24 protein-coding genes are annotated in these 23,133 nt (G+C 70.4%); 4 read left to right on the top strand and 20 right to left on the bottom strand.

Annotated features, from left to right (window positions below; genetic code table 11):
- Window positions 1-81: 81 nt before the first annotated feature.
- From I8E28_RS08140 to I8E28_RS08115, 6 genes are read right to left on the bottom strand one after another with little or no spacing between them, the layout of a single operon-like run.
- Window positions 82-1,056, bottom strand: a complete 975-nt coding sequence (locus I8E28_RS08140) for a tripartite tricarboxylate transporter substrate binding protein (protein WP_200787489.1) — start codon at window positions 1,054-1,056, stop codon at window positions 82-84.
- Between the two features lie 24 nt (window positions 1,057-1,080).
- On the bottom strand, window positions 1,081-2,304 hold the full coding sequence (locus I8E28_RS08135) for a CaiB/BaiF CoA transferase family protein (protein WP_239027200.1): 1,224 nt from the start codon (window positions 2,302-2,304) through the stop codon (window positions 1,081-1,083).
- Between the two features lie 29 nt (window positions 2,305-2,333).
- Complete coding sequence (locus tag I8E28_RS08130; protein ID WP_200787488.1) at window positions 2,334-2,750, bottom strand: Zn-ribbon domain-containing OB-fold protein; 417 nt, start codon at window positions 2,748-2,750, stop codon at window positions 2,334-2,336.
- The gene (locus I8E28_RS08125) at window positions 2,750-3,919 is read right to left on the bottom strand and encodes a thiolase C-terminal domain-containing protein (protein ID WP_200787486.1); all 1,170 of its coding nucleotides are present in this window, start codon (window positions 3,917-3,919) and stop codon (window positions 2,750-2,752) included. The genes I8E28_RS08130 and I8E28_RS08125 overlap by 1 nt, the downstream gene beginning before the upstream one ends.
- 44 nt (window positions 3,920-3,963) lie before the next feature.
- Entirely contained in the window at window positions 3,964-5,022 is a 1,059-nt protein-coding gene (locus I8E28_RS08120; protein WP_200787485.1) for a flavin reductase, read from the bottom strand.
- Window positions 5,023-5,033: 11 nt separating this feature from the next.
- Complete coding sequence (locus I8E28_RS08115) at window positions 5,034-6,500, bottom strand: aldehyde dehydrogenase family protein (protein ID WP_200787484.1); 1,467 nt, start codon at window positions 6,498-6,500, stop codon at window positions 5,034-5,036.
- Window positions 6,501-6,612: 112 nt separating this feature from the next.
- On the opposite strand from I8E28_RS08115, the gene I8E28_RS08110 reads away from it, so the two are divergent.
- A complete protein-coding gene (locus I8E28_RS08110; protein WP_200787483.1) occupies window positions 6,613-7,833 on the top strand; it encodes an amidohydrolase family protein in 1,221 nt (406 codons plus the stop codon).
- Between the two features lie 13 nt (window positions 7,834-7,846).
- Here I8E28_RS08110 and I8E28_RS08105 read toward each other — a convergent pair whose 3' ends face one another.
- Window positions 7,847-8,821 carry a LysR family transcriptional regulator gene (locus I8E28_RS08105; protein ID WP_200787481.1) on the bottom strand — a complete coding sequence of 325 codons (975 nt, stop codon included), beginning with the start codon at window positions 8,819-8,821 and terminating at the stop codon, window positions 7,847-7,849.
- Between the two features lie 119 nt (window positions 8,822-8,940).
- Between I8E28_RS08105 and I8E28_RS08100 the strand changes: the two genes are divergently transcribed.
- Entirely contained in the window at window positions 8,941-9,909 is a 969-nt protein-coding gene (locus I8E28_RS08100) for a Bug family tripartite tricarboxylate transporter substrate binding protein (protein ID WP_200787480.1), read from the top strand.
- Between the two features lie 59 nt (window positions 9,910-9,968).
- Here the strand turns inward: I8E28_RS08100 and I8E28_RS08095 are convergent, their stop codons facing one another.
- The 12 genes from I8E28_RS08095 to I8E28_RS08040 all read right to left on the bottom strand — a co-directional run bounded on the left by I8E28_RS08095 (window position 9,969) and on the right by I8E28_RS08040 (window position 20,174).
- The gene (locus I8E28_RS08095) at window positions 9,969-10,454 is read right to left on the bottom strand and encodes a heme-binding protein (RefSeq protein WP_200787479.1); all 486 of its coding nucleotides are present in this window, start codon (window positions 10,452-10,454) and stop codon (window positions 9,969-9,971) included.
- Entirely contained in the window at window positions 10,451-12,187 is a 1,737-nt protein-coding gene (gene soxB / locus I8E28_RS08090) for a thiosulfohydrolase SoxB (protein WP_200787478.1), read from the bottom strand. Before soxB ends, I8E28_RS08095 begins: the two co-directional genes overlap by 4 nt.
- Before the next feature lie 133 nt (window positions 12,188-12,320).
- A complete protein-coding gene (soxX, locus tag I8E28_RS08085; protein WP_200787477.1) occupies window positions 12,321-13,001 on the bottom strand; it encodes a sulfur oxidation c-type cytochrome SoxX in 681 nt (226 codons plus the stop codon).
- Between the two features lie 10 nt (window positions 13,002-13,011).
- Window positions 13,012-13,821, bottom strand: coding sequence for a sulfur oxidation c-type cytochrome SoxA (gene soxA, locus I8E28_RS08080; protein ID WP_200787476.1), 810 nt, complete (start codon window positions 13,819-13,821; stop codon window positions 13,012-13,014).
- Window positions 13,822-13,876: 55 nt separating this feature from the next.
- Window positions 13,877-14,188: a thiosulfate oxidation carrier complex protein SoxZ gene (gene soxZ / locus I8E28_RS08075; RefSeq protein WP_200787475.1), complete on the bottom strand. Its 312-nt coding sequence runs from the start codon at window positions 14,186-14,188 to the stop codon at window positions 13,877-13,879.
- A 21-nt stretch (window positions 14,189-14,209) separates the two neighbouring features.
- The gene (gene soxY / locus I8E28_RS08070) at window positions 14,210-14,671 is read right to left on the bottom strand and encodes a thiosulfate oxidation carrier protein SoxY (RefSeq protein ID WP_200787474.1); all 462 of its coding nucleotides are present in this window, start codon (window positions 14,669-14,671) and stop codon (window positions 14,210-14,212) included.
- A 70-nt stretch (window positions 14,672-14,741) separates the two neighbouring features.
- Window positions 14,742-15,785: a c-type cytochrome gene (locus tag I8E28_RS08065; RefSeq protein ID WP_200787473.1), complete on the bottom strand. Its 1,044-nt coding sequence runs from the start codon at window positions 15,783-15,785 to the stop codon at window positions 14,742-14,744.
- Window positions 15,769-17,121, bottom strand: a complete 1,353-nt coding sequence (soxC, locus tag I8E28_RS08060; protein WP_200787472.1) for a sulfite dehydrogenase — start codon at window positions 17,119-17,121, stop codon at window positions 15,769-15,771. The genes I8E28_RS08065 and soxC overlap by 17 nt, the downstream gene beginning before the upstream one ends.
- 76 nt (window positions 17,122-17,197) lie before the next feature.
- Entirely contained in the window at window positions 17,198-18,145 is a 948-nt protein-coding gene (locus I8E28_RS08055) for an MBL fold metallo-hydrolase (protein WP_200787471.1), read from the bottom strand.
- 5 nt (window positions 18,146-18,150) lie between these two features.
- Window positions 18,151-18,498, bottom strand: coding sequence for an ArsR/SmtB family transcription factor (locus I8E28_RS08050; RefSeq protein ID WP_200787470.1), 348 nt, complete (start codon window positions 18,496-18,498; stop codon window positions 18,151-18,153).
- A 1-nt stretch (window position 18,499) separates the two neighbouring features.
- Complete coding sequence (locus I8E28_RS08045; protein ID WP_200787469.1) at window positions 18,500-18,928, bottom strand: DsrE family protein; 429 nt, start codon at window positions 18,926-18,928, stop codon at window positions 18,500-18,502.
- A 94-nt stretch (window positions 18,929-19,022) separates the two neighbouring features.
- Complete coding sequence (locus I8E28_RS08040) at window positions 19,023-20,174, bottom strand: YeeE/YedE family protein (RefSeq protein ID WP_200787468.1); 1,152 nt, start codon at window positions 20,172-20,174, stop codon at window positions 19,023-19,025.
- A gap of 53 nt (window positions 20,175-20,227) precedes the next feature.
- On the opposite strand from I8E28_RS08040, the gene I8E28_RS08035 reads away from it, so the two are divergent.
- Window positions 20,228-21,001: a phosphatase PAP2 family protein gene (locus I8E28_RS08035; protein WP_200787467.1), complete on the top strand. Its 774-nt coding sequence runs from the start codon at window positions 20,228-20,230 to the stop codon at window positions 20,999-21,001.
- Between the two features lie 24 nt (window positions 21,002-21,025).
- Here I8E28_RS08035 and I8E28_RS08030 read toward each other — a convergent pair whose 3' ends face one another.
- Complete coding sequence (locus I8E28_RS08030; RefSeq protein WP_200787466.1) at window positions 21,026-21,772, bottom strand: class II aldolase/adducin family protein; 747 nt, start codon at window positions 21,770-21,772, stop codon at window positions 21,026-21,028.
- 85 nt (window positions 21,773-21,857) lie between these two features.
- Here I8E28_RS08030 and I8E28_RS08025 point away from each other — a divergent pair, with 85 nt between their 5' ends.
- Window positions 21,858-22,955, top strand: coding sequence for a 3-deoxy-7-phosphoheptulonate synthase (locus tag I8E28_RS08025; RefSeq protein ID WP_200787465.1), 1,098 nt, complete (start codon window positions 21,858-21,860; stop codon window positions 22,953-22,955).
- Window positions 22,956-23,133: the final 178 nt, after the last annotated feature.

Genomic DNA, 23,133 nt, shown 5'->3' with positions numbered 1-23,133 from the left:
CGATGGTGCCGTCGGCGCACCTCGCGCGCAATGCGGCATGCGAGAAGCGGGCCTTCCGGAGAATCGAAGGCTCGCGCTGGGCTAGTTGACCTTGGCGTTCGTCAGCGAAACCACCTGGCGCCAGCGCGCGACCTCGGCCGGCAGCTTGGCGGCGAACTCCTTCGCGTCGTCGGGCATCGGGTCCATGCCCATGCGGGCGAGCATCGCGCGGAACTCGGCCGTCCCCGTGACCTTGGACACGGCGGCGGACAGCTTCTGGACCACCGCCGGCGGCGTGCCTTCGGGCGCGAGCAGCGCGTACCAGGCCACCATGTCGTAATCGGGCACGCCCGACTCGGCGACGGTCGGCACGTCCGGCAGCGACCCGGAGCGTCGCGCCCCGGTGACGGCCAGCGCGCGCAGCTTGCCTGCCTTGATCTGGGACGCCGCGGTGGGCATGGCGACGAAGTTGATCGACGGTTCCCCGCGGATGGTGTCCGTCAGCGCCTGCGACGCCTCCTTGTAGGGCACGTGCATGAGGTCGATGCCGGCCAGGCTGTTGAACAACGCGCCGGCCATGTGCGCCGAGGAGCCGCTGCCCAGCGAGGCGAAGCTCAGTTTGCCGGGCTGCTTCTTGGCTTCGGCCACCAGCTGCTGCACGGTGGCGAAGCTGGCCGTGGGCGAGCTGACGACCACCAGTTGCGCCTGCCCGAAGCGGGCGACGGGGATGAACTTGAACGGGTCGTACGGCAGGTTCGTGTACATCAGCCCGCTGGTGTAGTGCGACTGCGTGGTCGCCAGCAGCGTGTAGCCGTCGGCCGGCGCGCGCGCGACACCCTGCGTGCCGATGATGCCGTTGCTGCCCGCGAGGTTCTCCACGGTGAGCGTGGTCTTGAGTTCCTCGCCGACCTTGATCATCAGCGCGCGGGTCAGCACGTCCAGCCCGGTGCCGGCGCCGTACGGCACCACGATGCGGACCGGGCGCGACGGATAGTCGTCGGCCGCGGCCACCTGTCCGGCAGCGAGGGCGAGCGAGGTGGCGGCGAGCAGGAGCGCGCGGCGGATCTGGGAACGCATGGATGGATTCCTTCCAACAAAAGATCAGATGGCGCCGCGCGCCTTGAGGCTCGCGTAGGCCTGCTCGTCCAGGCCGAGCAGGCCGCGGTAGACCGCCTCGTTGTCGCGGCCGAGGGCCGGGGCCGGCTCCATCGCGCGTGCGGGCGTCCCGCCGAGCCTGGGCGTGGGTGCCGGCATCTTCAGCGGCCCGAGCGCCGGGTGCTCCAACGTGGCGATCGAACCGCGCTGGCCGTAGTGGGGATCGGCCAGGATGTCGTCGACCGAAAACACCAGCGAGTGCGGCAGCCCATGCTGCTCCAGGATGCCGAGGATGTCGCTCACCGGCATCGACTTGATCCAGTCGCCCACCATGCCGTTCACGACCTCGATGTTCTTCCAGCGCGCGTCGTGCGTCGCGAAGCGCTCGTCCTTCGCCAGCGCCGGTTGCCCCATCGCTTCGCACAGCTTGGCGAACAACGGGTTGTTCGAGATGGTCATGACGATGTAGCGCCCGTCGCAGGTCTCGAAGTGGTCGCCGGGCGCCGCCGCGAAATGCAGGTTGCCGCGCCGGGCCCGCTTGACGCCGACCTTGTCGGCCGCCGTCACCATGATGTCGGTGAAGCGGAAGACGGATTCGAACAGCGACACGTCCACGTGCTGGCCGGTCCCGCCGCGCGCGTCGCGGTGGAACAGCGCGAGCATCGCGGCGAAGGCGCCGAACAGCGCCGACTGGTAGTCGGCCATCGCCACGCCCGGGCGAACCGGCGCGCGGTCGGCGTAGCCGGTGATGTTCAGCAACCCGGCGAACGCCAGCGCGATGCGGTCGAACGCCGGCTTCTCCGCATACGGGCCGGTCTGGCCGTAGCCCGACACGCTCACCATCACCAGCCGCGGGTTCTCCTGGCTCAGCTGCTCGTAGCCGACGTTCCAGCGCGCCATGGTTCCGGGGCGGAAGTTCTCCACCAGCACGTCCGCGTGGCGCACCAGCTGCCGCAGCATCTGCTGGCCTTCTTCCTGGCGCAGGTCGAGCGTCACCGACTTCTTGTTGCGCCCCTCCACGTTCCACCACAGGCTCTCGCCCTCGCAGAACGGGCCGATGTTGCGGATCGGGTCGCCGCCGTCGGGCTGCTCGATCTTGATCACGTCGGCGCCGAAGTCGCCCAGCAGCGTGGCGACCACCGGCCCGGCGATCATGGTTCCCAGTTCGAGCACGCGAATCCCGGCCAGGGGCGTCGGCGCGGGTCCTGCACTGCCATCTCGTTTCATCATCTCGACCTTGCTCTTTCTGCTTGTTGCGTTCAGGCGCGGAACCGGGGCACGTGCATGCCCTCGCCGATGTCGTCCCACCACAGCTTCACCGGCAGGCCAATGCGCACGGCGCCGGGATCGATGTCGGTGATGTTGGTGATCAGGCGCACGCCCGGCAGCGCGGGGAACTCCACCACTGCCACCACGTACGGCAGCCGCGGCGTGACGGCCGGATGGCTCGCGTGGCGCACGACGGTGTAGCTGTAGACCTCGGCGTCGGGCGGCGCCTCCTTCCAGTCGATGCCGCACGACTGGCAATGCGGGCACATCGGCAGCGGCGGGTGCCGCAGCGTCCCGCAGCTGGTGCAGGCCTGGAAGCGCAGCGAGCGGTCCTTGCAGAACTCCCAGAAGCCGGCCTCGTCCATCGTCGGCTCGGGCCGGGGCATGTCGTCGGGAAAATAGCTCATCACACCCTCCCCAGGATGGCGGCGCTGGTGGGCGACACGCCCAGGCCGCCGGTGACCAGGCACACGCGCGCATCCGGCACCTGCGATGTCGACGTCCCGCGCAACTGCCGCACGCCCTCGATCAGCAGGTTCATGCCGTGCACGTAGGCCTCGGACAGCTGCCCGCCCGAGGTGTTGATCGGCAGCTTGCCGCTGTCGCGGCGGATCGCGCCGCTCTCCACGAACGCGCCGCTCTCGCCGCGGCCGCAGAAGCCGTACTCCTCCAGCGCCATCAGCACCAGGCCCGAGAAGTGGTCGTAGATCTGCGCGACGTCGATGTCCGCCGGCGCGACGCCCGCGGCCGCGTACAGGTCGCGCGCGAGGCCGCGGCCGTTGGTGGACGCGTAGTCGGCGTCGGGCATGTTGTGGCTCGCGAGGGGGCCGTGCCCCCATTGCGGGCCGCCGCCGTGGATGGAGGACAGCACCTCGATGACCGGCTGCTGCAGGTCGGCCGCGCGCTCGCGCGTGGTCACGACCACCGCGCAGGCGCCGTCGGTTTCCAGGCAGCAGTCGTACAGGCGCAGCGGCTCGGCGATCCAGCGGCCGTCCAGGTACTGCTCCAGCGTGAGCGGCTTGTCGTGCATCACGGCGTTCGGGTTGCGGTTGGCGTTGGCGCGCGCGTTCAGCGCGACTTCGGCCAGGTGCAGCTCGGTGATCGGATACAGGTGCATGAAGCGGCGCACCAGCAGGGCCAGCATCGAAGGCGGCGAGAACAGGCCGAAGGGATTGACGAAGCTGGCACCGGGCCGCACCGCGGAGAACTTGCCGAACCGGCGGCCCTGCCCCTGGCACAGGCCACGGTAGACGGCCACGGCCTCGGCCTGGCCCGACTCGACCGCGGCGCATGCCTGCGCGAGTCCGCCCATCGAGCCGCCGCCGCCGCCGCCCCAGACCATGGACGACCAGCGCAACTTGGGCAGCCCGAGCGCCACCGCCATCAGAGGCGCCGAATTCGCATCGTCGGAGAACGAGGCGAGGCCGTCGACGTCCGCCGGCTGCATGCCCGCGTCGCGGATCGCGGAGACGATGGCCTGCGCCGTGATCTGGAACTGGCTGCGGTCCTTGATGCCACCCCAGCGGGTGAATTCGCTCTGGCCGACGCCGACGAGGCAGGCCTTTCTTCGTGTCATTCCTTGGGCTCTTTCGTGGTGGATGCTCGGGTGCGGTTCGGGACTCAGGCGGCCAGGGCCGTGGGCGCGGTGCGGTGGCCGAGCCGCGCCGACAGGCTGGCGGCGGCCTGCAGCAGGTCGGGGGTGAGCGAGGCGGCGCGGCCGCTCTGGCCGGCCACGCAGCACAGCGCGAGGACCATGCGGCCGGCACGGTCGAACACCGGCGCGCTCAGGCCGACCATGTCGGGCAGCGATGCGGGCGCGGATTGCGCGACGCCCGCCGCACGGACCTCGCCCACGCGCTGCCGGTACAACTCGCGGGCAGCGCGCACGTCGCCGCCCTGCGACTGCAGCGCTGCGAGCGCCTCCAGCAGCACGGGCTCGCACATGTCCTGCGGAAGGTGCGCGCCGAACAGCAGCCCGGTGGCCGACGTGAGCGGCGAGACGACCGCGCCCGTGCGCAGCTCCGGCATCTGGCGGTCCGGGCCGGGCTCCCAGCGCACCAGCGTCGGCCCGCGATTGCCCCACACGCCGACGCCCATCGTGGCATCGAGGCGGTTCGCGAGTTCCGGCAGCGCGGCGCACGCCAGCCGCACGGCCTCGTTGTGCGCGAGGTGGTCCGCGCTGCCCTCGGGCAACGTGAAATTCAGCTCGTGCTCGAAGGCCACCATGTAGCGGCCCTTGGCGAACGCGAGCGGCCGGCGGTCGTTGCGTTCCACCGCGACCACTTCCCCGAGGTACACCACGTGGTCGCCGCCGGGGTACATCGCGACCTTGCGGCACTCCACGTACGCGCAGCACTCCGGCAGCGCCGGCAGCCCCGCCTGGCGCGCGTGCGTCGCGATGCCGGCGAACTTGTCCGGGCCCGACGTGGCGAACCGCTGCGACAGCTCGCGCTGGTGTTCCGACAGGATGTTGACGATGAAGCGGTCCGAATCGCGGAACGCCGGGTGGCTGCGCGCCCCCGTGGCCTGGCTCCACAGCACCAGCGGCGGATCCAGCGACACCGAGCTGAAGGAGTTGGCCGTCACGCCCTGGTAGGCCCCCTGCGCATCGACCGTGGTGACGACCGTCACGCCGGTGACGAAGCTGCCGAAGACGTTGCGCAGTTCGCGGGTGTCCATCGCCGTCCCCTTCAGCCGTGGAAGTGCACGATGGTCTTGGTCGTGCTCATGTCCTCGAGCGCCAGCAGGCCCTTCTCGCGGCCGTGGCCGCTGCGTTTGACGCCGCCGAAGGGCAGCTCGACCCCGCCGCCCGCGCCGTAGCAGTTGATGAAGCACTGCCCCGCCGCCAGCCGCTGCACCAGGCGCGCGGCCCGGTCGCCGTCCCGCGTCCACACCGCGGCGACCAGTCCGTAGTCGGTGCCGTTGGCGAGCGCCACCGCGTCCTCCTCGTCGTCGAACGCCAGCGCCGCCAGCACGGGGCCGAACACCTCCTCGCACGCGATCGCGTTGTCGCGCGGCACGGGGCCGAAGACGATCGGCGCGACGAAGTGGCCGCGGGCCAGCAGGGAGTCGGCGACGCGCGCGCGCCCCAGCACGGGAACGCCCTCGGCGATCGCCTGGTCGACGTAGCGCTGCACGCGCTGCCGCTGCACGCGGTTGATCACCGGCCCCAGGTCCGGGTCGTCCCAGGGATCGCCGACGCGCAACTGCTCGAAGCCGGCCGCCACTTTCTGCATGAACTCGTCGAACACCGCACGCTGCACCAGCACCCGGCTGCCCGCCGAACAGGTCTGGCCGGCGTTCTGCGTGATGGCCTTGACCACCGTGGCGGCGCAGCGGTCGAGGTCCGCATCGGCGAAGACGACCTGCGGCGACTTGCCGCCCAGCTCCAGGCACACGCGCACGCTGTTCACCGCGGCGGCCTGCTGCACCAGCGCCCCCACGCGCGGCGAGCCGGTGAAGGAGATGTAGTTGATGTCAGGGTGCGCGGCCAGCGCGGCGCCGGCGGCGTCGCCGTACCCGGTGACCACGTTCAGCACGCCGGCCGGAAAGCCCGCCTCGAGGGCCAGCGCGGCGATCTCCAGGCTGGTGAGCGAGGCGTCCTCGGCGGGCTTGACGACGCAGGCGTTGCCCATCGCAAGCGCGGGCGCCACGGAGCGACCGAACATCTGCACCGGGTAGTTCCACGGAATGATGTGGCCGGTCACCCCGTGCGGCTCGCGCACCACCTTGACCGAGTAGCCCGGCTCGAAGGGGATGACCTGGCCGAGCACCTTGTCCGCCGCCGTCCCGTAGTACTCCAGGTAGCGGGCCAGCACCTTGACGTCGTTGCGCGCCAGCGTGATCGGCTTGCCTGTGTCCAGGGCCTCGATCCAGGCCAGCCGCTCGACGTCGCGCAGCACGGCATCGGCGAGCTTGCACAGCAGCCGGCCGCGCGCGGTCGCCGACAGGCGACCCCAGGGCCCGGCCAGCGCCTCGCGCGCGGCGCGCACCGCCGCGTCGATGTCGGCCGCGTCGCCGGCCGCCAGCCGCGCGAGCACGGCGCCGTCCGCGGGACAGGTGACTTCAATGGACGACGCGCCGGCGCGCCACTGGCCGCCGACGTGGTGGTGGCCGCCGGGCGCGGCGGTCGTGGGGAGCGAAGGAGCGTGGGTCATGGGTTGTGTCGCGCAGGGACCGGCCCGGAGGCCGCGTTGAATTCTCATGTTAGCATGTCTGTTATCTCATAACGAGATATGCAAACCCGCAACTTCCCGACCTGAGGCCACCATGGACCTGAGCACCCCCGAATCCGCCGCGCGCCTGCAGGCGCCTGCCGCCAAGAAGCAGTCGCTGCAGGACTACTTCGTCGTGTCCGCCGACAGCCACGTCAATGAGCCGCACGACCTGTGGCTCAAGCGCATCGACGCGCAGTTCCGCGACCGCGTCCCGCGCGTGCAGGTGGACGAGAAGGGCCGCAAGTGGTTCGTGGTGGAGGGCTTCCGCAAGTCCATGATCCGCGAGGCCCCGCGCGACGAGCAGGTGAGCGTCGACGAGTTCCGCGAGCGCAGCGAGGCCGCCGGCAAGCGGCTGGAGCTGGACCGCACCAAGGGCGCCATGTTCCAGCAGCGCGGCAACCCCTCGGCGGACCGCTACGAGGACATGGACTACGACGGCATCGACGCCGAGATCCTGTTCCCCAACAAGGGGCTCACCAACTGGTCGTCACCCGACTCCGCGCTGCACGTGGCCATGTGCCGCGTGTACAACGACTGGGTGCACGAGGTGTTCGGCGGCTCCACGCGCAGCTTCCCGACCGCGTGCGTGGCGCCCGCGGACATCCCTGCGTGCGTCGCCGAGATCGAGCGCGTGGCCAAGCTGGGCTTCCACTCGGTCACCATGCCGCCCCTGGTCGCCGGCAAGGGCTACAACCTGCCCGACTACGACCCGGTGTGGGCCGCGTTGCAGGAGACGGGCATGCCGGTGTGCTTCCACGCCGGCACGGGCAAGGACCCGCGCACGGCCAGCGGTGACGGCGGCGCGATCATCAACTACGTGGTCCACGCGATGAACACGGTGCTCGAGCCCACGGTGCAGCTGTGCGCTTCCGGCGTGTTCGACCGCTTTCCCGGCCTGAACTTCGCCACCATCGAGGCTGGCGTGGGCTGGGTGCCGTACGCGCTGTGGGCGATGGACCATGGCTTCGAGAAGCACGCGTTCTGGGTCTCGCCCAAGCTGAAGAACAAGCCGAGCGAGTACTTCAAGCGCCACGGCCACGCCAGCTTCCAGGATGACCCGATCGGCATCGAGACGCGCGCCTGGAGCGGCATCGACAGCATCCTGTGGGGCAACGACTATCCCCACATCGAGGGCACCTGGCCCTACTCGGAGCAGGTCACGTCGCGGCTCACCAACGGCCTGACGCGCGAGGAGAAGGCCAAGATCGTCGGGCTGAACGCGGCGCGGCTGTTCCGCATCGACGTGCCGGCGGACAAGCGCCTGCCCGCGTGAGGGCACGCGGGGATCAGCGATCCCCGCGGATCTTCGAGCGCACGACGTTGGCGATCTCGCGCGACATGGCCTTCATGTGCGGGGTCTGGGGCCGGTCGCGCAGGCTGGCCAGGTAGACGGTGCGCTTGAGCGCCGGCGCCAGCGGGATCGCCACGAGCTCGCCCGACGCCACCTCGTCGGCGCAGGCCACCAGCGGCAGGATGGTGGCGAAGCGGCCATTGCGCAGCACGGCCTTGGTCATCCCGAGGCTGTCCAGCCGCAGCCTCGGGTCGAGGTGGATGCCGCCTTCCTCGCAATACGTTTCGACGAGCGCGCGCGAGCCGTGGCTGGCCACGGGCAGGATCAGTTCCAGCTCGGTCAGCTTCTCGCGCACGACGCTCCTGCTGCGGGCGACGGGGTGCGATGCACCGACCACCACCATCAGCGGCTCGACGACCAGCTTCTGCATCGCCAGCTTGTGCGAGCTGGACTCGTGCAGCACGATCGCCAGGTCGACCTGCCCCGAGGCGAGGAAGTCGTACACCTGCCCCGTGGACGCCTCGTACGCGACCAGGTGCACGTCGGGGAATGTCGTCACGAAGCGCTGCACCACCTCGGGCATGTAGACGTTGGAGAACGCGGGCGGCGACGCGATGGTGATGGTGCCGGATGCCGGCCGGCGCTTGAGCTGGTCGAGCTTCTCCACCGTCGCCGACATCTCCAGCAGGATGGCCTCGGCCTGCGCGAACAGCAGCTCGCCCGCGGGCGTCAGCGTGACGCCGCGTCCGGTCCGCAGCAGCAGCTGCTCGCCCACGTCCGCCTCGAGCTGCTGCAGCTGGCGGCTGATCGCCGATTGCACGACGCCCAGCACGGCCTCGGCCGTGCTGAGGCTGCCGAGCCGCGCGACGTGGAAGAAGTAGAACAGGCGGCGCGAGTCGAGCAGGTTGCGCGCCGAGATCTCGGCGATCGCGCTGCGGGCGCGGGACGGCGCTCTGGGTTCTTGGGACATGCTGGGACCGCCTGCTGTGCTGGGCCGCGATTGTGCCAGCCGCCGCCGCTCAGGGAAATCACGGGACTTGTTGAACCGGCATACCAGCTATGCTGTCCTGAATCGATTGGGGGATCCCGATGCTTCACCTTCCCGCCCTGCGCCGCCGCGACCTGCTGGTCGCCGGTGGCCTCGCAACGCTGTTCGGCCGCACCGCGCTGGCCCAGGCCACGCCGCGGTTCCTGGTCGCGGCGGCCGCCGGTGGCGCCACCGACCTGTTGACGCGCGTCTTCGCCCAGTGGCTGGGCGAGGAATGGGGGCGCCCCTGCGTGGTGGAGAACCGCCCGGGCGCGGGCGGCCTGATCGCCACGCAGGCCTTGCAGAAGGCACCTGCGGACGGCAACACGCTGATGCTGGCCGCCCTGAGCCACGTCGCGAACCTGGGCATGATGGAAAGCGCCCAGTACGACCCCGTGAAGGACTTCACGCCGATCGCCAAGCTGCTGAACTTCGCGTCCGTGCTGGTGGTGAATCCGGCCGTCCCGGCGCGCACCATGAAGGAGTTCATCGCCTACGCCAAGGCCAACCCGGGCAAGCTCAATTGGGGGCTCGGCGCCACCGGCACCTCGCAGCACCTGGCTGGCGTCATGCTGGCGCGCGAGGCAGGCATCCAGTACGCGACCATCCCCTACAAGGGCGGCGGCCCCGCGATGAACGACCTGCTCGCGGGCCAGGTCCATTTCATGATCGAGAGCATTCCCACCGCGCGCCCCCACATCCAGTCCGGCAAGATCCGCGCGCTGGGCGTGACGGGCGGTCAGCGCTCCACGGGCCTGCCGGACGTGCCGACGATCGCGGAAGCGGCCCTCCCCGGTTTCGACGTGCAGACCTGGTTCGCGCTGATGGGGCCCGCGGGCTTGCCGGCGGATTTCGTGCAGTCCACGTACCAGCACCTGCAGACCATCATGGCGCGGCCCGTCGTGCGCGAGAAGCTGCTGTCGCTGGGTGCGCAGCCGGAACTGCAGAATCCGGCGCAGACCAAGGCGTTCATCGAAGCGGAAGCCAGGCGCTGGCTGCCCATCATCAAGGAGGCGGGGATCAAGGTCTAAGCGTCCCCGGTGCCGCCATCGAACGCCAGCCCCGGGGCTGGCGGTTGACGTCCTTCCGGCTAGAAGTCGAGATCGGCCGCGACGGCCTGAAGCCCCGCACGCGCGCACTGGTCGTCGGCATCGCCGCCGGGAGCGCCCGAGACACCGATGCCGCCGACCAGCGAACCGGCCGCTTCGATCGTGCGCCCGCCGCCGACGGCGACGACACGCGGCAGTTGGCGGATGCCCGACGAGGGCTGCCCGGCCTGGGTCTCGCGCGCCAGGGCGAGCGTGTCCATGCGGAAGCTCGCGGCGGTCCATGCCTTGTTCACCGCGGTGTCGGCGGTGTGCGGGCCCGCGAAACGGTCGCGAAGCAGGACGATCGGCACGCCGGCACGGTCCGCCACGGCGACAGCGACTGCGAATCCGGCGCCCCTGCAACTCGCCAGCGCGGCCTGCGCGGCCTTGAGCGCGGCTTCCGGCGTGATGGCCTTCTGCTCGTACGTGCCTTGCGCGAAAGCCGCGCCCACCGCGGTCGCGAGCAGCGCGGCAGCGAGCCGCTTCACGCCGCCACTCCCGGGTTCGGCAGCACGCCGACGAGCTTGGGCACGTTCGGTTGGCGGGCCGTGACCTTGCCGCCCCTGGCCTGGAGCCAGGTCTCGACGACGTCCCACACCGGCTTCGCGCCCTGCGCCGTGCGCGCTTCCTCAGCGACCGGCGCCCAGCCGGCGACCTTGTACACGCGCGACGCCTCGATGGGCTTGCCGCCCAGGCGCATGTCGCGGATGCGGCTGCCCATCGCCGCGCGCGGGTCGCAGGTGTACTGCATGCCGCCGACGCGGACCATGTCGCCGCCCTGCTGGTAGTACGGATCGGCGTTGAACAGGTTGTCGCAGACGTCCTCGAGCACCGTCTTGAGGTTCTCGCCGGTCATCTGCGTGACGGTGGCGAACGAGTACGTCGTCGCCGTCATGTCCATCAGCCACTCGCGCGTGATCGGCTGGCCGGCGAGCAGCGACGTGCCCCAGCGGAAGCCGGGCGAGAACGCGATCTCGGCGCCCTGCACGTCCATCAGCGCGTCGAGGATCAGCTGGTCGCCGGTGCCGTTGAAGTTGCCGCGACGGTAGAGCGTGCCTTCGGTGACCGCGAGCTGCTCGGCGAGCTTTGCCGCATACGGCGCGCGCACGCGGTCGATGAGTGCCTGCATCGGCGCATCGGCGGGCAGCAGGTCCGACAGCACGGGCAGCAGCTTGTAGCGGAAGTCCTGCACCTTGCCGCCGCGCACGTCGAGGTCGAGGACGCCGAGGAACTTGCCGTTGGAGCCGGCGTTGGTCACGACGGTCTGGCCGCCCGCGTTGCGCACGATGCTCGCCACCGGCATGCCGTCGTGGGTGTGGCCGCCGAGGATGGCGTCGATGCCGCGCACGCGGCTGGCCAGCTTCAGGTCGACGTCCATGCCGTTGTGGCTCAGCAGCACGACCGCCTGCGCGCCCTTGCCGCGCACCTCGTCGACCATCTTCTGCAGGTTGTCTTCCTGGATGCCGAAGGTCCAGTCGGCCACGAAGTAACGCGGGTTGGCGATCGGCGTGTACGGGAACGCCTGCCCGATGATGGCGGTGGGGACGCCGTTGATCTGGCGGATGACGTAAGGCGGGAACACGGGGTCACCGAAGTCCGCGGTCTTCACGTTCTGCGCGATGAAGTCGACCTTGCCCGCGAAGTCCTTGTCGACGACTTCCTTGACGCGGTCCATGCCGAGCGTGAACTCCCAGTGGCCCGTCATCACGTCCACGCCGAGGAGCTTGGCTGCGTCGACCATGTCCTGGCCCTTGGTCCACAGCGCGGTGGCGGACCCCTGCCAGGTGTCGCCGCCATCGAGCAGCAGCGCGCCGGGCCGCGTCGCCTTCAGCCGCTGCACCAGCGTGGCCAGGTGCGCGAAGCCGCCCACCTTGCCGAAGCGGCGCGCGGCAGCCTCGAAGTCCAGGTACGTCAGCGCGTACGCCGGCGCGCTGCCGCGCGGCACGTTGGCCGCCTTCAGCAGCGCCTCGCCGACGAGATGCGGCGGCTGGCCGCTCATGCTGCCGATGCCGAGGTTGACGCTCGGCTCGCGGAAGTAGACCGGCAGCAACTGCGCGTGGCAGTCGGTCATGTGCAGCAGCGACACGTTGCCGAATCGCGGCACGTCGTAGAGCGACTCGCCCGCGGTGGCGGCGTCCGCATCGGCCCAGCGGCCCAGGCCCATGCCCGCCACGCCGGCGGCGCCGAGCACCTGGAGGAATTCGCGCTTGCTCAGTTGCATCGTCGAGGAGGGAAATGGTGGATCCCCGCCTTCGCGGGGAAGAGGATCCCCGCCTTCGCGGGAGCATGGAACCGGTGGATCCCCGCCTTCGCGGGGATGACATGGCGGGCCGGCTGCGCCGGCCTCCTCCATGTCACTTGTTCACGGGGGATTGGGGGTCGAGCAGCAGCGCCATCACGTGGCGGATCTGCTGCTCGTCGAGGATGCCCGAGTGGCCCACGCGAGGCATGTTCGAGCAGGCGTTGTAGGCCTTCGCGTTCCAGAGCTTGCCCCACGTGTATTCCACGATCGCCTTCGACTCCGGGCTGGCCGGGTTGGCGACGCCGCGCAGCTTGCCGTAGTGGTACAGGCTCGGCCCGATGGTGCCGAAGGAGATCTCCTCCTTCGTGATCTGGTGGCAGTTGTAGCAGTTGCCGCCGTTGGCCTGCTTGGCGTTGTCGGTCCACGTGAGGCCGCGGCCGCTCTGGGCGATCTTCTCGCCTTCCTTCCAGTCGCCGAGGAACTTGCCGTCGGCCGGCCACTTGATCGTCTTCAGGTTCGCTTGCTCGATGGCGGTGGCCTGCGCCGCAGGCAGCGGCTTGCCGGCGACGTCGGCGGCATTGCAGGCGCGCAGCGTCTCGTCGATGTCCGTGGCGCGCTCGACCTTCACACCGGCCTGCTCGCGAAAGCCCGCGCGCACCATGTCGCCGGCGATCTTGTCCAGCTCGGCGGACGCGGGCATCGCGCCGCCCATGCTTGCGCAACCCACCACCGCCGCGGCGGCCACCAGGGCGCCCGCTGCGAGCGCCAGCTTCTTCGTCGTGTGCTTGTTCATCGCAGGCTCCTCAGCGCTTGATGGTCGGCGCCGCGGACTTCGCGCCCTTGGCGTTCACGCCGAGATAGGTGGACAGCGCCGCGAGCGCGTCGCTGCCGAACTCGGGATACGGGAACCGCTGCTGCCGGAAGCAGTCGTTCAGGCGCAGCTGCATGCTCCACATCTGGCCGTTGGAGACGCGGTAGGCCGGCCAGGCCGCGAAGCCGACGCCGTCGCCGGGGTTCTTCGTGAGGTTCGGCAGGTCCTGCAGGCGGATGCGCTTGCCGTCGTCGCCGTGGCACGAGGCGCATGCGAAGTCGTGCGTGCCCCCGCGCAGGAAGAAGATGCGCTTGCCGACCTCGTAGGCGACCTTCTCCTGCGGGTGCGACTGCGGCAGGTTGAACGGCAGCCCCTTGGACTCGGCCGCGACCCAGGTCGCCAGCGCGGTCACGTTGGCCTGCTCGCCCTTGCCGAAAGCCGTCTTGGCGATGGCGCCGGCGTCGAAGCCCTGCAGCGTCGCCATGCACGTGACCAGCCGGCTCTCAAGGTCCTGCACCTTGCCCGTGTCGGCGAAGAAGCGCGGCAGCTCCACGAACGCGCCCTTGACCACGCCCGCCCCCTTGCCGAGGTCGCACTGCTCCAGCGACGCGTTCTTCGGGCCGCGCTTCTGCTTCCAGAGCGCCTCGCCCTTGGCCTCGAACAGCTCGGCGGGGTTGCCGTCGGCCAGCATGGCGCGGTACTCCTCGATCGACTGGGTGGCGGACTTCTGCGCCTGCGCGTGGGCCGCGCCCACGGCCAGGGCGGCGGCGGCCGCGAGGGCGGCGATTCGGGTGGGTGTCATGGTGCTTGTCTCCTCGTGTCGGTCGGCGCGGCCGGGTCGGACCGGTCTGCTGCGCTCAGCTGATGGTCGCTTCGTCGGTGCGCGTGTCGCCGTGGTTGTCCTTCCACGTGATCGCCACCTTGTCGCCCGCCTTCGCGCCCTTGAGCGTGAATTGCAGGAACGGGTTCTTCGCCACCGCGGGGCCCCATTCGGCCGCCAGCACCGGCTTGCCGTTGAGGGCCGCCGCCACTTCGGTGATGTGCCAGGCAGGGATGACCTTGCCGGCAGCGTCCTTGCGCTGGCCGGTCTCCATCTCGTGGCTCATGAGGACCCGCACGAGGGCCTTGTCGCCCTGGGCCTGGGCGCGGATGCGCATCGGATCTGCCATGTCTTGCTCCTTGTGTGTGCTTCAGCCGCCGCAGCCGCCGAGGGTGACCTTGACTTCCTTCTTCGCGAACAGCGCCTTGCCGTCCGCGGTGATGGCGACGGCGTACACGTCCGACGACTGGCCCATCTTGGCCCGCGTGAGGAAGTTCGCCTCCACCGCGTCGCTGACGTCGAACTTGGCGACCAGCGCGCTCGGGTTCTTCTCCACCAGCAGCAGCAGGTGCTTCACGTTGGGCAGCGTGGTGGCGACGCCCATCGGGACGACGGCGCCGTTCTCGGCGATGTCGGGCGCGGTGAGCGTGACGTCCTTGCTCTCGGCCGGCGCGGCGCCGGCGCCGTACGCCTTCACCGCGTCGGCGATGCTCCTGGCGTCGAAGGCGGACTTGGTCCACGACGCGCGTGCGAGGGTGGGGAACAGGCCCGTGGCGGCCAGCAGGCCGGCCACGACGGCACTGTGCTTGAGTGCGTCTCGGCGGGTGGTCATGGTGTCTCCGGTTGGTGCGAGGTGCAGGTTAGTGAACGAATGGAATGCGCAGGACGGGGCAATCCCTGCTTCACGGCTTGGCGCCGGCCAGCCAGCCGGCGATCTGGCGCAGCGACGCGTCGTCGAGCGCCTGCGGCGGCATGGGCGTGGGACCCCACACCCCGGCGCCGCCGGACTTGATCTTGCCGGCGAGGTAGTCGGCCTTGCCGGGGTACTTCGCAGCGACCTCGGCCCACGCGGGGCCCAGCACGCGCTGGTTGCTCGCGTGGCAGGCGGTGCAGTTGTTCTTCTGCAGCAGGCCGGCGACCGCGGGCGGGGCGACCGCCGCTTCGGCCGTCGGCTTGGCCGGCGCGGCCGCGGCGGTGCCGCTGGTGTCGACGCCGCGTTGCGCGCCCACCGTGCGGTTCTGCTCCGCCAGGTTGCCGTGCGCGTTGCGCGCGAACGCGGGCAGCAACGACGTGACCTTGGGATCAACCGCGCAGTCCTTCATGCACCGCGTGCCCTGCACGTCCGGCCGCGCCGCGCCGGCCAAGCCCTTGCCCGGCCACATCGCATGCGCCGTGGTCATGCCGTTGCGGTTGGGCATGCGCTGCTGCACCTGCGCGATGTTGGCGTCGGAGAGCGTGAAATCCGCGGGCACCACGTCGGACAGGTTCAGGAGATACGCCGTCACCGCGTACACCTCGTCGACGCCGAGCGATTTGGGCGCGTTCCACGGCATCGCGCGGTTGATGTAGTCCCACAGCGTGGAGACGGTCGCGACCTTCATCATGGTCGTGCGGCCCGGGAAGTCGGTGCGCTTGAGCGCGGCCACGCGGCCGCTGGCGATGTCGTCCTTGGACGTGCCGCCCACCAGCGGGTTGAAGACGGAATTGGACTCGCCGAAGACGCCGTGGCACGAAGCGCACTTGTCTTCCCAGACCTGCTGGCCCTTCTCGACGCTGCCCGACCCCTTGGGCAGGCCTTGGAAGTCGGGGCGCACGTCGATGTCCCACGCCTTCACCTCGGCCGCCGTGGCGTCGCGGCCAATGCCGGCATAGGCCTGTTGCGCGAACGACGGCGCGGTGCAGGCCGCGAGCGCCACGGCGAGCAGCGCCTCAGCCCACCTGGACATTCTTCACCTCGCCGCTCTCCTCGACCAGCCACGACTGGATCGCGTTGTTGTGGTAGATCGAACGCGTGCCGCGCACCGCGCGCAGTTGCCGATACGAAGGCTGCACGTAGCCCGTCTCGTCGGTCGCGCGGCTCTGGATGATGGCCGGCTTGCCGTCCCACACCCAGTCGGCGGAGAAGCGCGCGAGGCACTTGCTCATCACGGGCTCCTGCAGCCGCGCAGGGCGCCACGAGCGGCCGCCGTCGACGGAGACGTCGACCGCCTTGACCTTGCCGCGGCCCGACCAGGCCAGGCCGGTGATCGAATAGAAACCCTTGTCCAGCAGCACCTGCCCGCCCGAGGGCGTGGTGACCACGCTCTTGCACTCCTGCAGGCTGGTGTACTGGCGGTGCGTGCCGTCGGGCATGAGGTCGACGTAGTGGACGGTCTCGTCCTTCGTGTTCCAGGGCTGGTCGCCCACCTCGATGCGGCGCAGGTACTTGACCCAGCTGACGCCCTGCACGCCCGGCGCGACGAGCCGCAGCGGATAGCCGTTCTCCGGACGCAGCATCTCGCCGTTCTGGCCGTACGCCACCAGCACCTCGCCGCTCTCGACGAGGTCCATCGGCACGGTGCGGGTCATCGACGAGCCGTCGGCGCCCTCGCCCAGCACGAAGCGCGACTTGCGGAAGTCCACGCCCGCCATCTCCAGCAGCGTGCGCAGCGGCACGCCGGTGAACTCGCTGCACGAGAGCATGCCGTGCGTGTACTGGCAGGTGGGCACCGCGACGTTGCCCCATTCCATGCCGGTGTTGGCGCCGCACTCGATGAAGTGGAAGCGCGACACCGAGGGCAGCCGCATGATCTCGTCCATCGTGAAGACCTTCGCGGCCTTCACCTGCCCGTTGACCATCAGGCGGTGCTTCGACGGGTCGATGTCCCACCAGCCCTGGTGGTGCCGCTCGAAGTGCAACCCGCTGGGCGTGACGATGCCGAACAGCGACTGCAGCGGCGCGAACGACACCGACGCCTGGCGCGTCTGCGTCAGGCCGGGGCTGGTGCGGCGCTGCACGTTCGCCTCGTACTTCGACGGCTTGCCGTAGCCGTCGGTGGCCACGGGCTGCCCCAACCCCCTTGAATGCTCCGGCAGCTGCAGGATGTTCGGGTCGCCGTCGGCGGGCGCCGGTGCGGCGGCGGCACCCGCCGCTGCGGCCACGCCGGCCGCGGCAGCGAACGCGCCACGCAGGAAATCACGCCGGCCCTGGCGCGCTTCGGCGACGGCTTGCTGGATGCCTTCGCCGTCGAGGAAGTTCTCGGGCGCCTTGCGCACGCGGCCTGGAGTCAAGGATGATTGCATCGCTATATTCGGATTCACAAATATATAAGCGGGACGCCCGCGGCGGTTCTGGGGTTTTCCTAGGGGCGCGCGCGCATCAGTCCTTCTCCTGTTCCATCAGGAGATAGGTGTTGTACGCATTCATGCGGTTGGCGGCATGGAAGAGCGGCAGGTGCTCGAACCGGCTCCAGTCCGCCGCGGCGTACGCCTCCTCGAAGGGCTCGAGGTTGCGCGCGGCCTGCCCCATCACGCGGCGCAGGTGCTGCAGGTAGTCGCGGGTGAGTTCCATGTCCGCCTTCGCGTCGCGCGACGCGGGCCCGTGCCCGGGCACGACGACCTGCGCGCCGAACTGCAGCAGCTGGTCGAGCGCCGCGATCCAGTGGCGGCTGTTGGCCTGCCCCACGAACGGGATCCGGTTGCGGAACACGAGGTCGCCGGCGAACAGGACCTTTTCCGAAGGCAGGTAGACGACGACGTCCTCGACCGTGTGGGCCGGCCCGACCGGCACGACCTGCAGCCGCACGCCGCCGACGACGAGCTCGCGCGGGCCGTCGATCCACTCGTCCGCCTGCACGAGCTGCGTCTGCGCATCGATCCAGGGAGCGAGGTCCTTGCGCGACGCCTCGAGCCGCAGGCGCGCGGTGTCCGAGTTGAGGTACTCGCGCCCGCGCTGGTGGGCGACGATGCGCGCGCCGGCGGCCTTGTATTCCTGCAGCCCGTACACGTGGTCGGCGTGGTAGTGCGTGAGCACGACGTGCGTCACCGGTTGCGGCGTGATCTTGCGGATGGCCGCCAGCATCTCGCGCGCGAGCGCCGGCGAACCGAGCGCGTCGATCACAACCACGCCGGCGGGCGTGACCACGAACCCCGCGTTGGAGATGAAGTTGCGGTTGGCCGGCGAGCCCAGCGCCGACTGGCCCTGGACGAACCAGGCGGAGGCGGACAGCTGCTGGGGGACGACCGCGGGCGGCGACTGCGCGAACGCGGCGCGCGCCAGCGCGAGCCACAGCAGGAGGACGATGGCGCCGGCGCGCTGGCGGGACATGCCGGTCAACGGGAGACGTCCGACTCGATCGCGATCTGGGTGCAGACCGCGCGGCAGAGCGTGACGACGCGGTCGTTGACGATGCGGTAGTAGATCTGCACGCCCTCGCGCCGGCGGCCCAGCACGCCGGCCTTGAAGAGCGTGTTCAGGTGCTGCGACATGTTGGGCTGCGTCGTGTCGATCTCGGCCAGCAGTTCGCTCACGTTCTTCTCGCCGTTGCACAGGCTGCTGATGATCTTCAGCCGCATCGGCGCCGACATCACGCGGAAGATCTCCGCGGCCAGCTCGAAGACCTCGTCGGTCTCGACGGCCGGGTTGTCGCGGGCGGCCTGGCGGGCGGCGGTGGCAGGCATGTCAGGGCTTGATGTACGCGTAGTGCTCGCGCGACTGCAGCTGGCCGATGCGCACCACGCCGGACGGCGTGAACTCCGCATCCAGGATGAACTTGTCCTTCGGGATGTTGCGCGTCTTCAGCGTGATCTCGCAGACCTCGAAGCGAACGCCACGAGCCTTGAGCGCGCTGACCAGCGACGCGTAATCGATGTTCGGGTTCTTCTTGTCGCGCGCGCCTTCCATCAGGAAGTCGATGCCCGCCGCGTGGGTGACGACGACGATCTTGGTGTCGGGCGCGACGTCCAGGTGGTTGCGGATGTTGCGCAAGCCCTTGGTCGCCTGGGTGTCGGTGTCGTCGAAGTGGTAGACGACCTTGTCCTGGGCCTGCGCGAAGCCGGCGAGCGCCAGCAGCGCGACCAGCGCGAGGAATCGGCGGATGAGGATCGACATGGGGGGCCTCCGCGGGGCCAAGTGCCCCGCGACGAATATAAGCGACGGCTTTTGTTTGGGCCCCGGGGGAAGACCCTAGGAGCCTGCGCGGCCCCTAGGCCACCTGGTCGCGCAGCGTGGGCGCGGCCCGCGCCTCGTCGCGATCGATGCGCCACGTCTGGTAGCGCACGCCAAGCACGGCACCCGCGAGCATCGCAGGCACGGCCACGAAGCTCGTCAGGCTGAGCGTGGCCAGCCCCGACACGCCCTGCCCGATGCTGCAGCCGAACGCCGTCACGCCCCCGATGCCCATGAGCAGCGCCCCGGCCAGGTGGTGGCCCAGGTCCGCGGTGCCCGCGAAGCCTTCCCAGCGGAACTCGCCGCGCAGCAGCGCCACGGCCGCCGACCCGGCGATCACGCCCGGCACCGACACGATGCCGACCGTCAGCCGCTTGTTGGCATCGCTGAAGAACAGCAGCCAGTCCAGCGCATAGGCGATCGGCCCCGCGAAACTGAAGGCCTCGGCGCGGCCCGTGTTCGTCGCCAGCCAGGCTTCCTGCAGGGTCTCCGGGTGTTCCGCCACGTGGCCCACGCCGCCAGTGAGCAACCACATGGCGATCACGAGCAGGCCGATACCCGCACCGGCGCCGGCAACCGGCGCGCTGCGAACCCCGCCCTGCCATGCGGCCCAGGCCAGCAGCGGCAGGCCGACGGCCACGCCGGCCAGCAGGGCGGCGGCGCCGGGCGCGAGCTGTGCTTGCGCCGACAGCCACGACGCGAGGTCCGCGTTGCGTCCCATGTCCACCGCCACGAGGTCGACGGTCCGCGCACGCAGCACGGCCGTGATGCCCTTGAGCGTGGCGAATCCCGCCACGGCCGCGACCACCACGACGACCACCGCCTTCAGGTTGCCGCCGCCGACGCGCACCAGCGCCTTGCTGATGCAGCCCGACGACAACACCATGCCGAAGCCGAAGACGGTGCCGCCGGCCAGCCCCGACAGCCACAGCCACCGCGGCGTGGCATAGAGCGTCTGGGCCGCGCCCACGATGCCGGCGGCCGACAGCGCCGCAAAGCCGAGCACGGCGACACCGGTCGCGATCGCCCACTGGCCCAGCCGGGTGCGGTCGCCGAGCACCACCGCATCGCTGACGGCGCCCATCGTGCAAAAGCCACTCCAGCGCACGAGGGCGCCGAAGCAGGCCGCGAGGGCGAAAGCTCCCCAGAGGACGGCCCGGGCCAGCGAGGAAACATCTGCAGACTCCATCGGGGCATTCTAGGGACGCCTGCAGCGCCACTCCGCCGTGACCTTGGGGCATCATGCAACGCGCGCCCGTGTCGGGCGGTGCGCATTCGATGCTGCTGCGTGCGGACGCCATGGCCGTGAACCCGATCACTTCCCTCGACCACGCGATCCTGTCCGGACTGAACGGATTCGCCAGGACATCCTGGGCGTTCGACAACGCCGTCGCGTTGCTGACCGAGAACGACCTGACCAAGGGAGCGGTCGCGGTCGCCGCGCTGTGGTGGGCCTGGTTCCGCCGGGAGCAAGGGCGGGAGGCCACCGTCGACCGGGCGCACGTGATCGCCACGATCCTCAGCTGCCTGGCCGCGCTGGCGGTCGGCCGGTTGCTGGTCATCGCCTTGCCGTTTCGCGTCCGGCCGATCCACGACGCCGAGCTGGGGTTCCTGGCCCCGTACGGCGCCGCGGGCGCCGAGCTGGCCAAGGCGAGTTCGTTTCCCAGCGACCATGCCGTGCTGTTCTTCGCGCTGGCGACCGGCCTGTTCTTCGTGTCGAGGCGGGCGGGGGTCCTCGCGGCGCTCTACGCCTTCGCCGTGGTCGCCCTGCCCCGGCTGTACCTGGGCCTGCACTACTTCAGCGACATCGTCGCCGGGGCGGCGATCGGCGTCGCCGCCTGCTGGATCGGGAACCTGGTCCTGCCGGCCAGCCGGGGCGTGCAGCGCATCCTGGCAGCCTCCACGACCCGGCCGGCGCTGTTCCATTTCATGCTGTTCGTGGTGACCTTCGAGATCGCCGAGCTGTTCGACAGCAGCCGGGCCATCGCGGGTCGGCTGCTCATGCTCTTCACGTGACGGCTCGTCGCCGGCGGCGGTGCCTCACTCCGCGTAGCCGGGCATCTCCCGATCCAGCACGCGCATCATGGCCGCGAAGTACAGCGCCTCGCGCTCGGCCTGCGAGTGGCTGTTGCGCGGGTTCGGCGCCGCCACTTTCCTTTCCGTCGCTTCGTCCAGCAGCGCGATCGGCTTGCCGGTCGACATCGCGAGGACCTGCGCGCGGCAGACGCGTTCCAGCTTGTACAGGCGCCGGTACGCCTGCCCCACCGTGTCGCCGGTGACGAGCACGCCGTGGTTCTTCATGAACATGATCTGCTTGTCGCCGAGCACGCGCGCCAGGCGCTCGCCTTCGCTCAGCGACGCGGCCAGCCCGGTGTAGCCGTCGTCATACGCGATGCTGCGCGTGAGGAAGGCGGCGGTCTGGCTGGCCGGTAGCAGGCGGTTGTCCTCCAGCATGTTCAGCGCCAGCGCCCAGGTCTGGTGGGTGTGCAGGATGACGTTGGCGCCGGTGAGCCGGTGCAGCGGCGCGTGGATGCTCAGCGCGCTCAGCTCGAGCGTGCCTTCGCCTTCGAGCACTTCGCCCGCCTCGTTGAACACGATCAGGTTGCTGGCCTTCGCTTCCGACCAGTGCAGGCCGAACGGCAGCACGAGGTAGCGGTCGTCCTGGCCTGGCACGCGCATCGTGAAGTGGTTGTCGATGCCCTCCTCCAGGTCGTCGTGGACGGCCAGGCGGTTGGCCGCGGCCAGGTGGACGCGTGCGCGCCACGCGTCGTCGTTCAGGTCCTTCATCGCTCGTGCTCCCGTTGAGGCTTGCACGACAGTGTAGGAGCCTGCGCTCCTAGGGCAGCAGCGGCCGGGCAGCGACAATGCCGCGATGACCCCCGCCCGCCTGGAAGACGAGCCTGCCGCCGCGAACGTCGACGACGTCCGCATCCGCCAGATCCGGCCGCTGATCTCGCCCGCGCTGCTGCAGCAGGACATCCCGGCCGACGCGGCCGTGAACGACTTCGTGGCCGCAAGCCGGCGCCGCGTGGCGGACGTCGTGCATGGCCGCGATCCGCGCCTGCTGGTGGTCGTCGGGCCCTGCTCCATCCACGACTACGACCAGGCGATCGAGTACGCGCGGCGGCTGCAGGGGCTCGCGCGCGAGCTCGACGACGCGCTGCTGCTCGTGATGCGCGTCTACTTCGAGAAGCCGCGCACCACCGTCGGCTGGAAGGGCTTCATCAACGACCCGTCGCTGGACGGCACGTACCGCGTGAACGAAGGCCTGCGCCTCGCGCGGCGCCTGCTGCTGGAGATCGCGCGGCTGGGCGTGCCGGCGGGCACCGAGTTCCTGGACCTGCTCAGCCCGCAGTACCTGTCCGACCTGATCTCGTGGGGCGCGATCGGCGCGCGCACGACCGAGAGCCCCAGCCACCGGCAGCTCGCGTCGGGCCTGTCGTGCGCCATCGGCTTCAAGAACGGAACCGACGGCAGCGTGCAGATGGCGGCCGATGCGCTGGTCGCGTGCAAGGCATCGCACGCGTTCATGGGCATGACCAAGATGGGCGTCGCCGCGGTCTTCGAGACCAGTGGCAACGAGGACTGCCATGTCATCCTGCGCGGCGGCTCGCGCGGGCCGAACTACTCGCCGCAGGACATCGAGGCCGCGTGCGCGGTGCTGCGCAAGTCCGGCGTGACCGAACGCGTGATGGTCGACTGCTCGCACGGCAACTCGGAGAAGAAGTACGAGCGGCAGGTGGACGTCGCGAAGGCACTGGCGGGCCAGGTCGAAGCCGGCGAGCACCGCATCCTGGGCCTGATGGTGGAAAGCCACTTGCGCGCAGGACGGCAGGACCTCAAGCCCGGCGCCCCGCTGCAGCACGGCGTGTCGATCACCGACGCCTGCCTGGGGTGGGAGGCGACGGAGGAGCTGCTGCGATCGCTGGCGGCCGCGGTCACGGCACGGCCGCGCCCGACCCGGACCTGACGAGCCGGCCCGGACCCGCGGTCCCCGGAAGCGACGCTGCGCGAGAGCGAGGAGCGCTTCCGGCTCACCCTCGACGATGCGCCGATCGGCATGGCCCTCGTCGCATGCGAAGGCCTGCCGCGCTGACGGCCCGCGACGCCTGGCCTTGGCAGTCAACGCGCGTCGCGCCGGCGGCGGC

The sequence above is a fragment of the Ramlibacter algicola genome, from assembly GCF_016641735.1.
Classification (GTDB): domain Bacteria; phylum Pseudomonadota; class Gammaproteobacteria; order Burkholderiales; family Burkholderiaceae_C; genus Ramlibacter; species Ramlibacter algicola.
The sequence above is the reverse complement of the archived record's forward strand: the minus strand, read 5'-3'. Positions and strand labels throughout refer to the sequence as shown.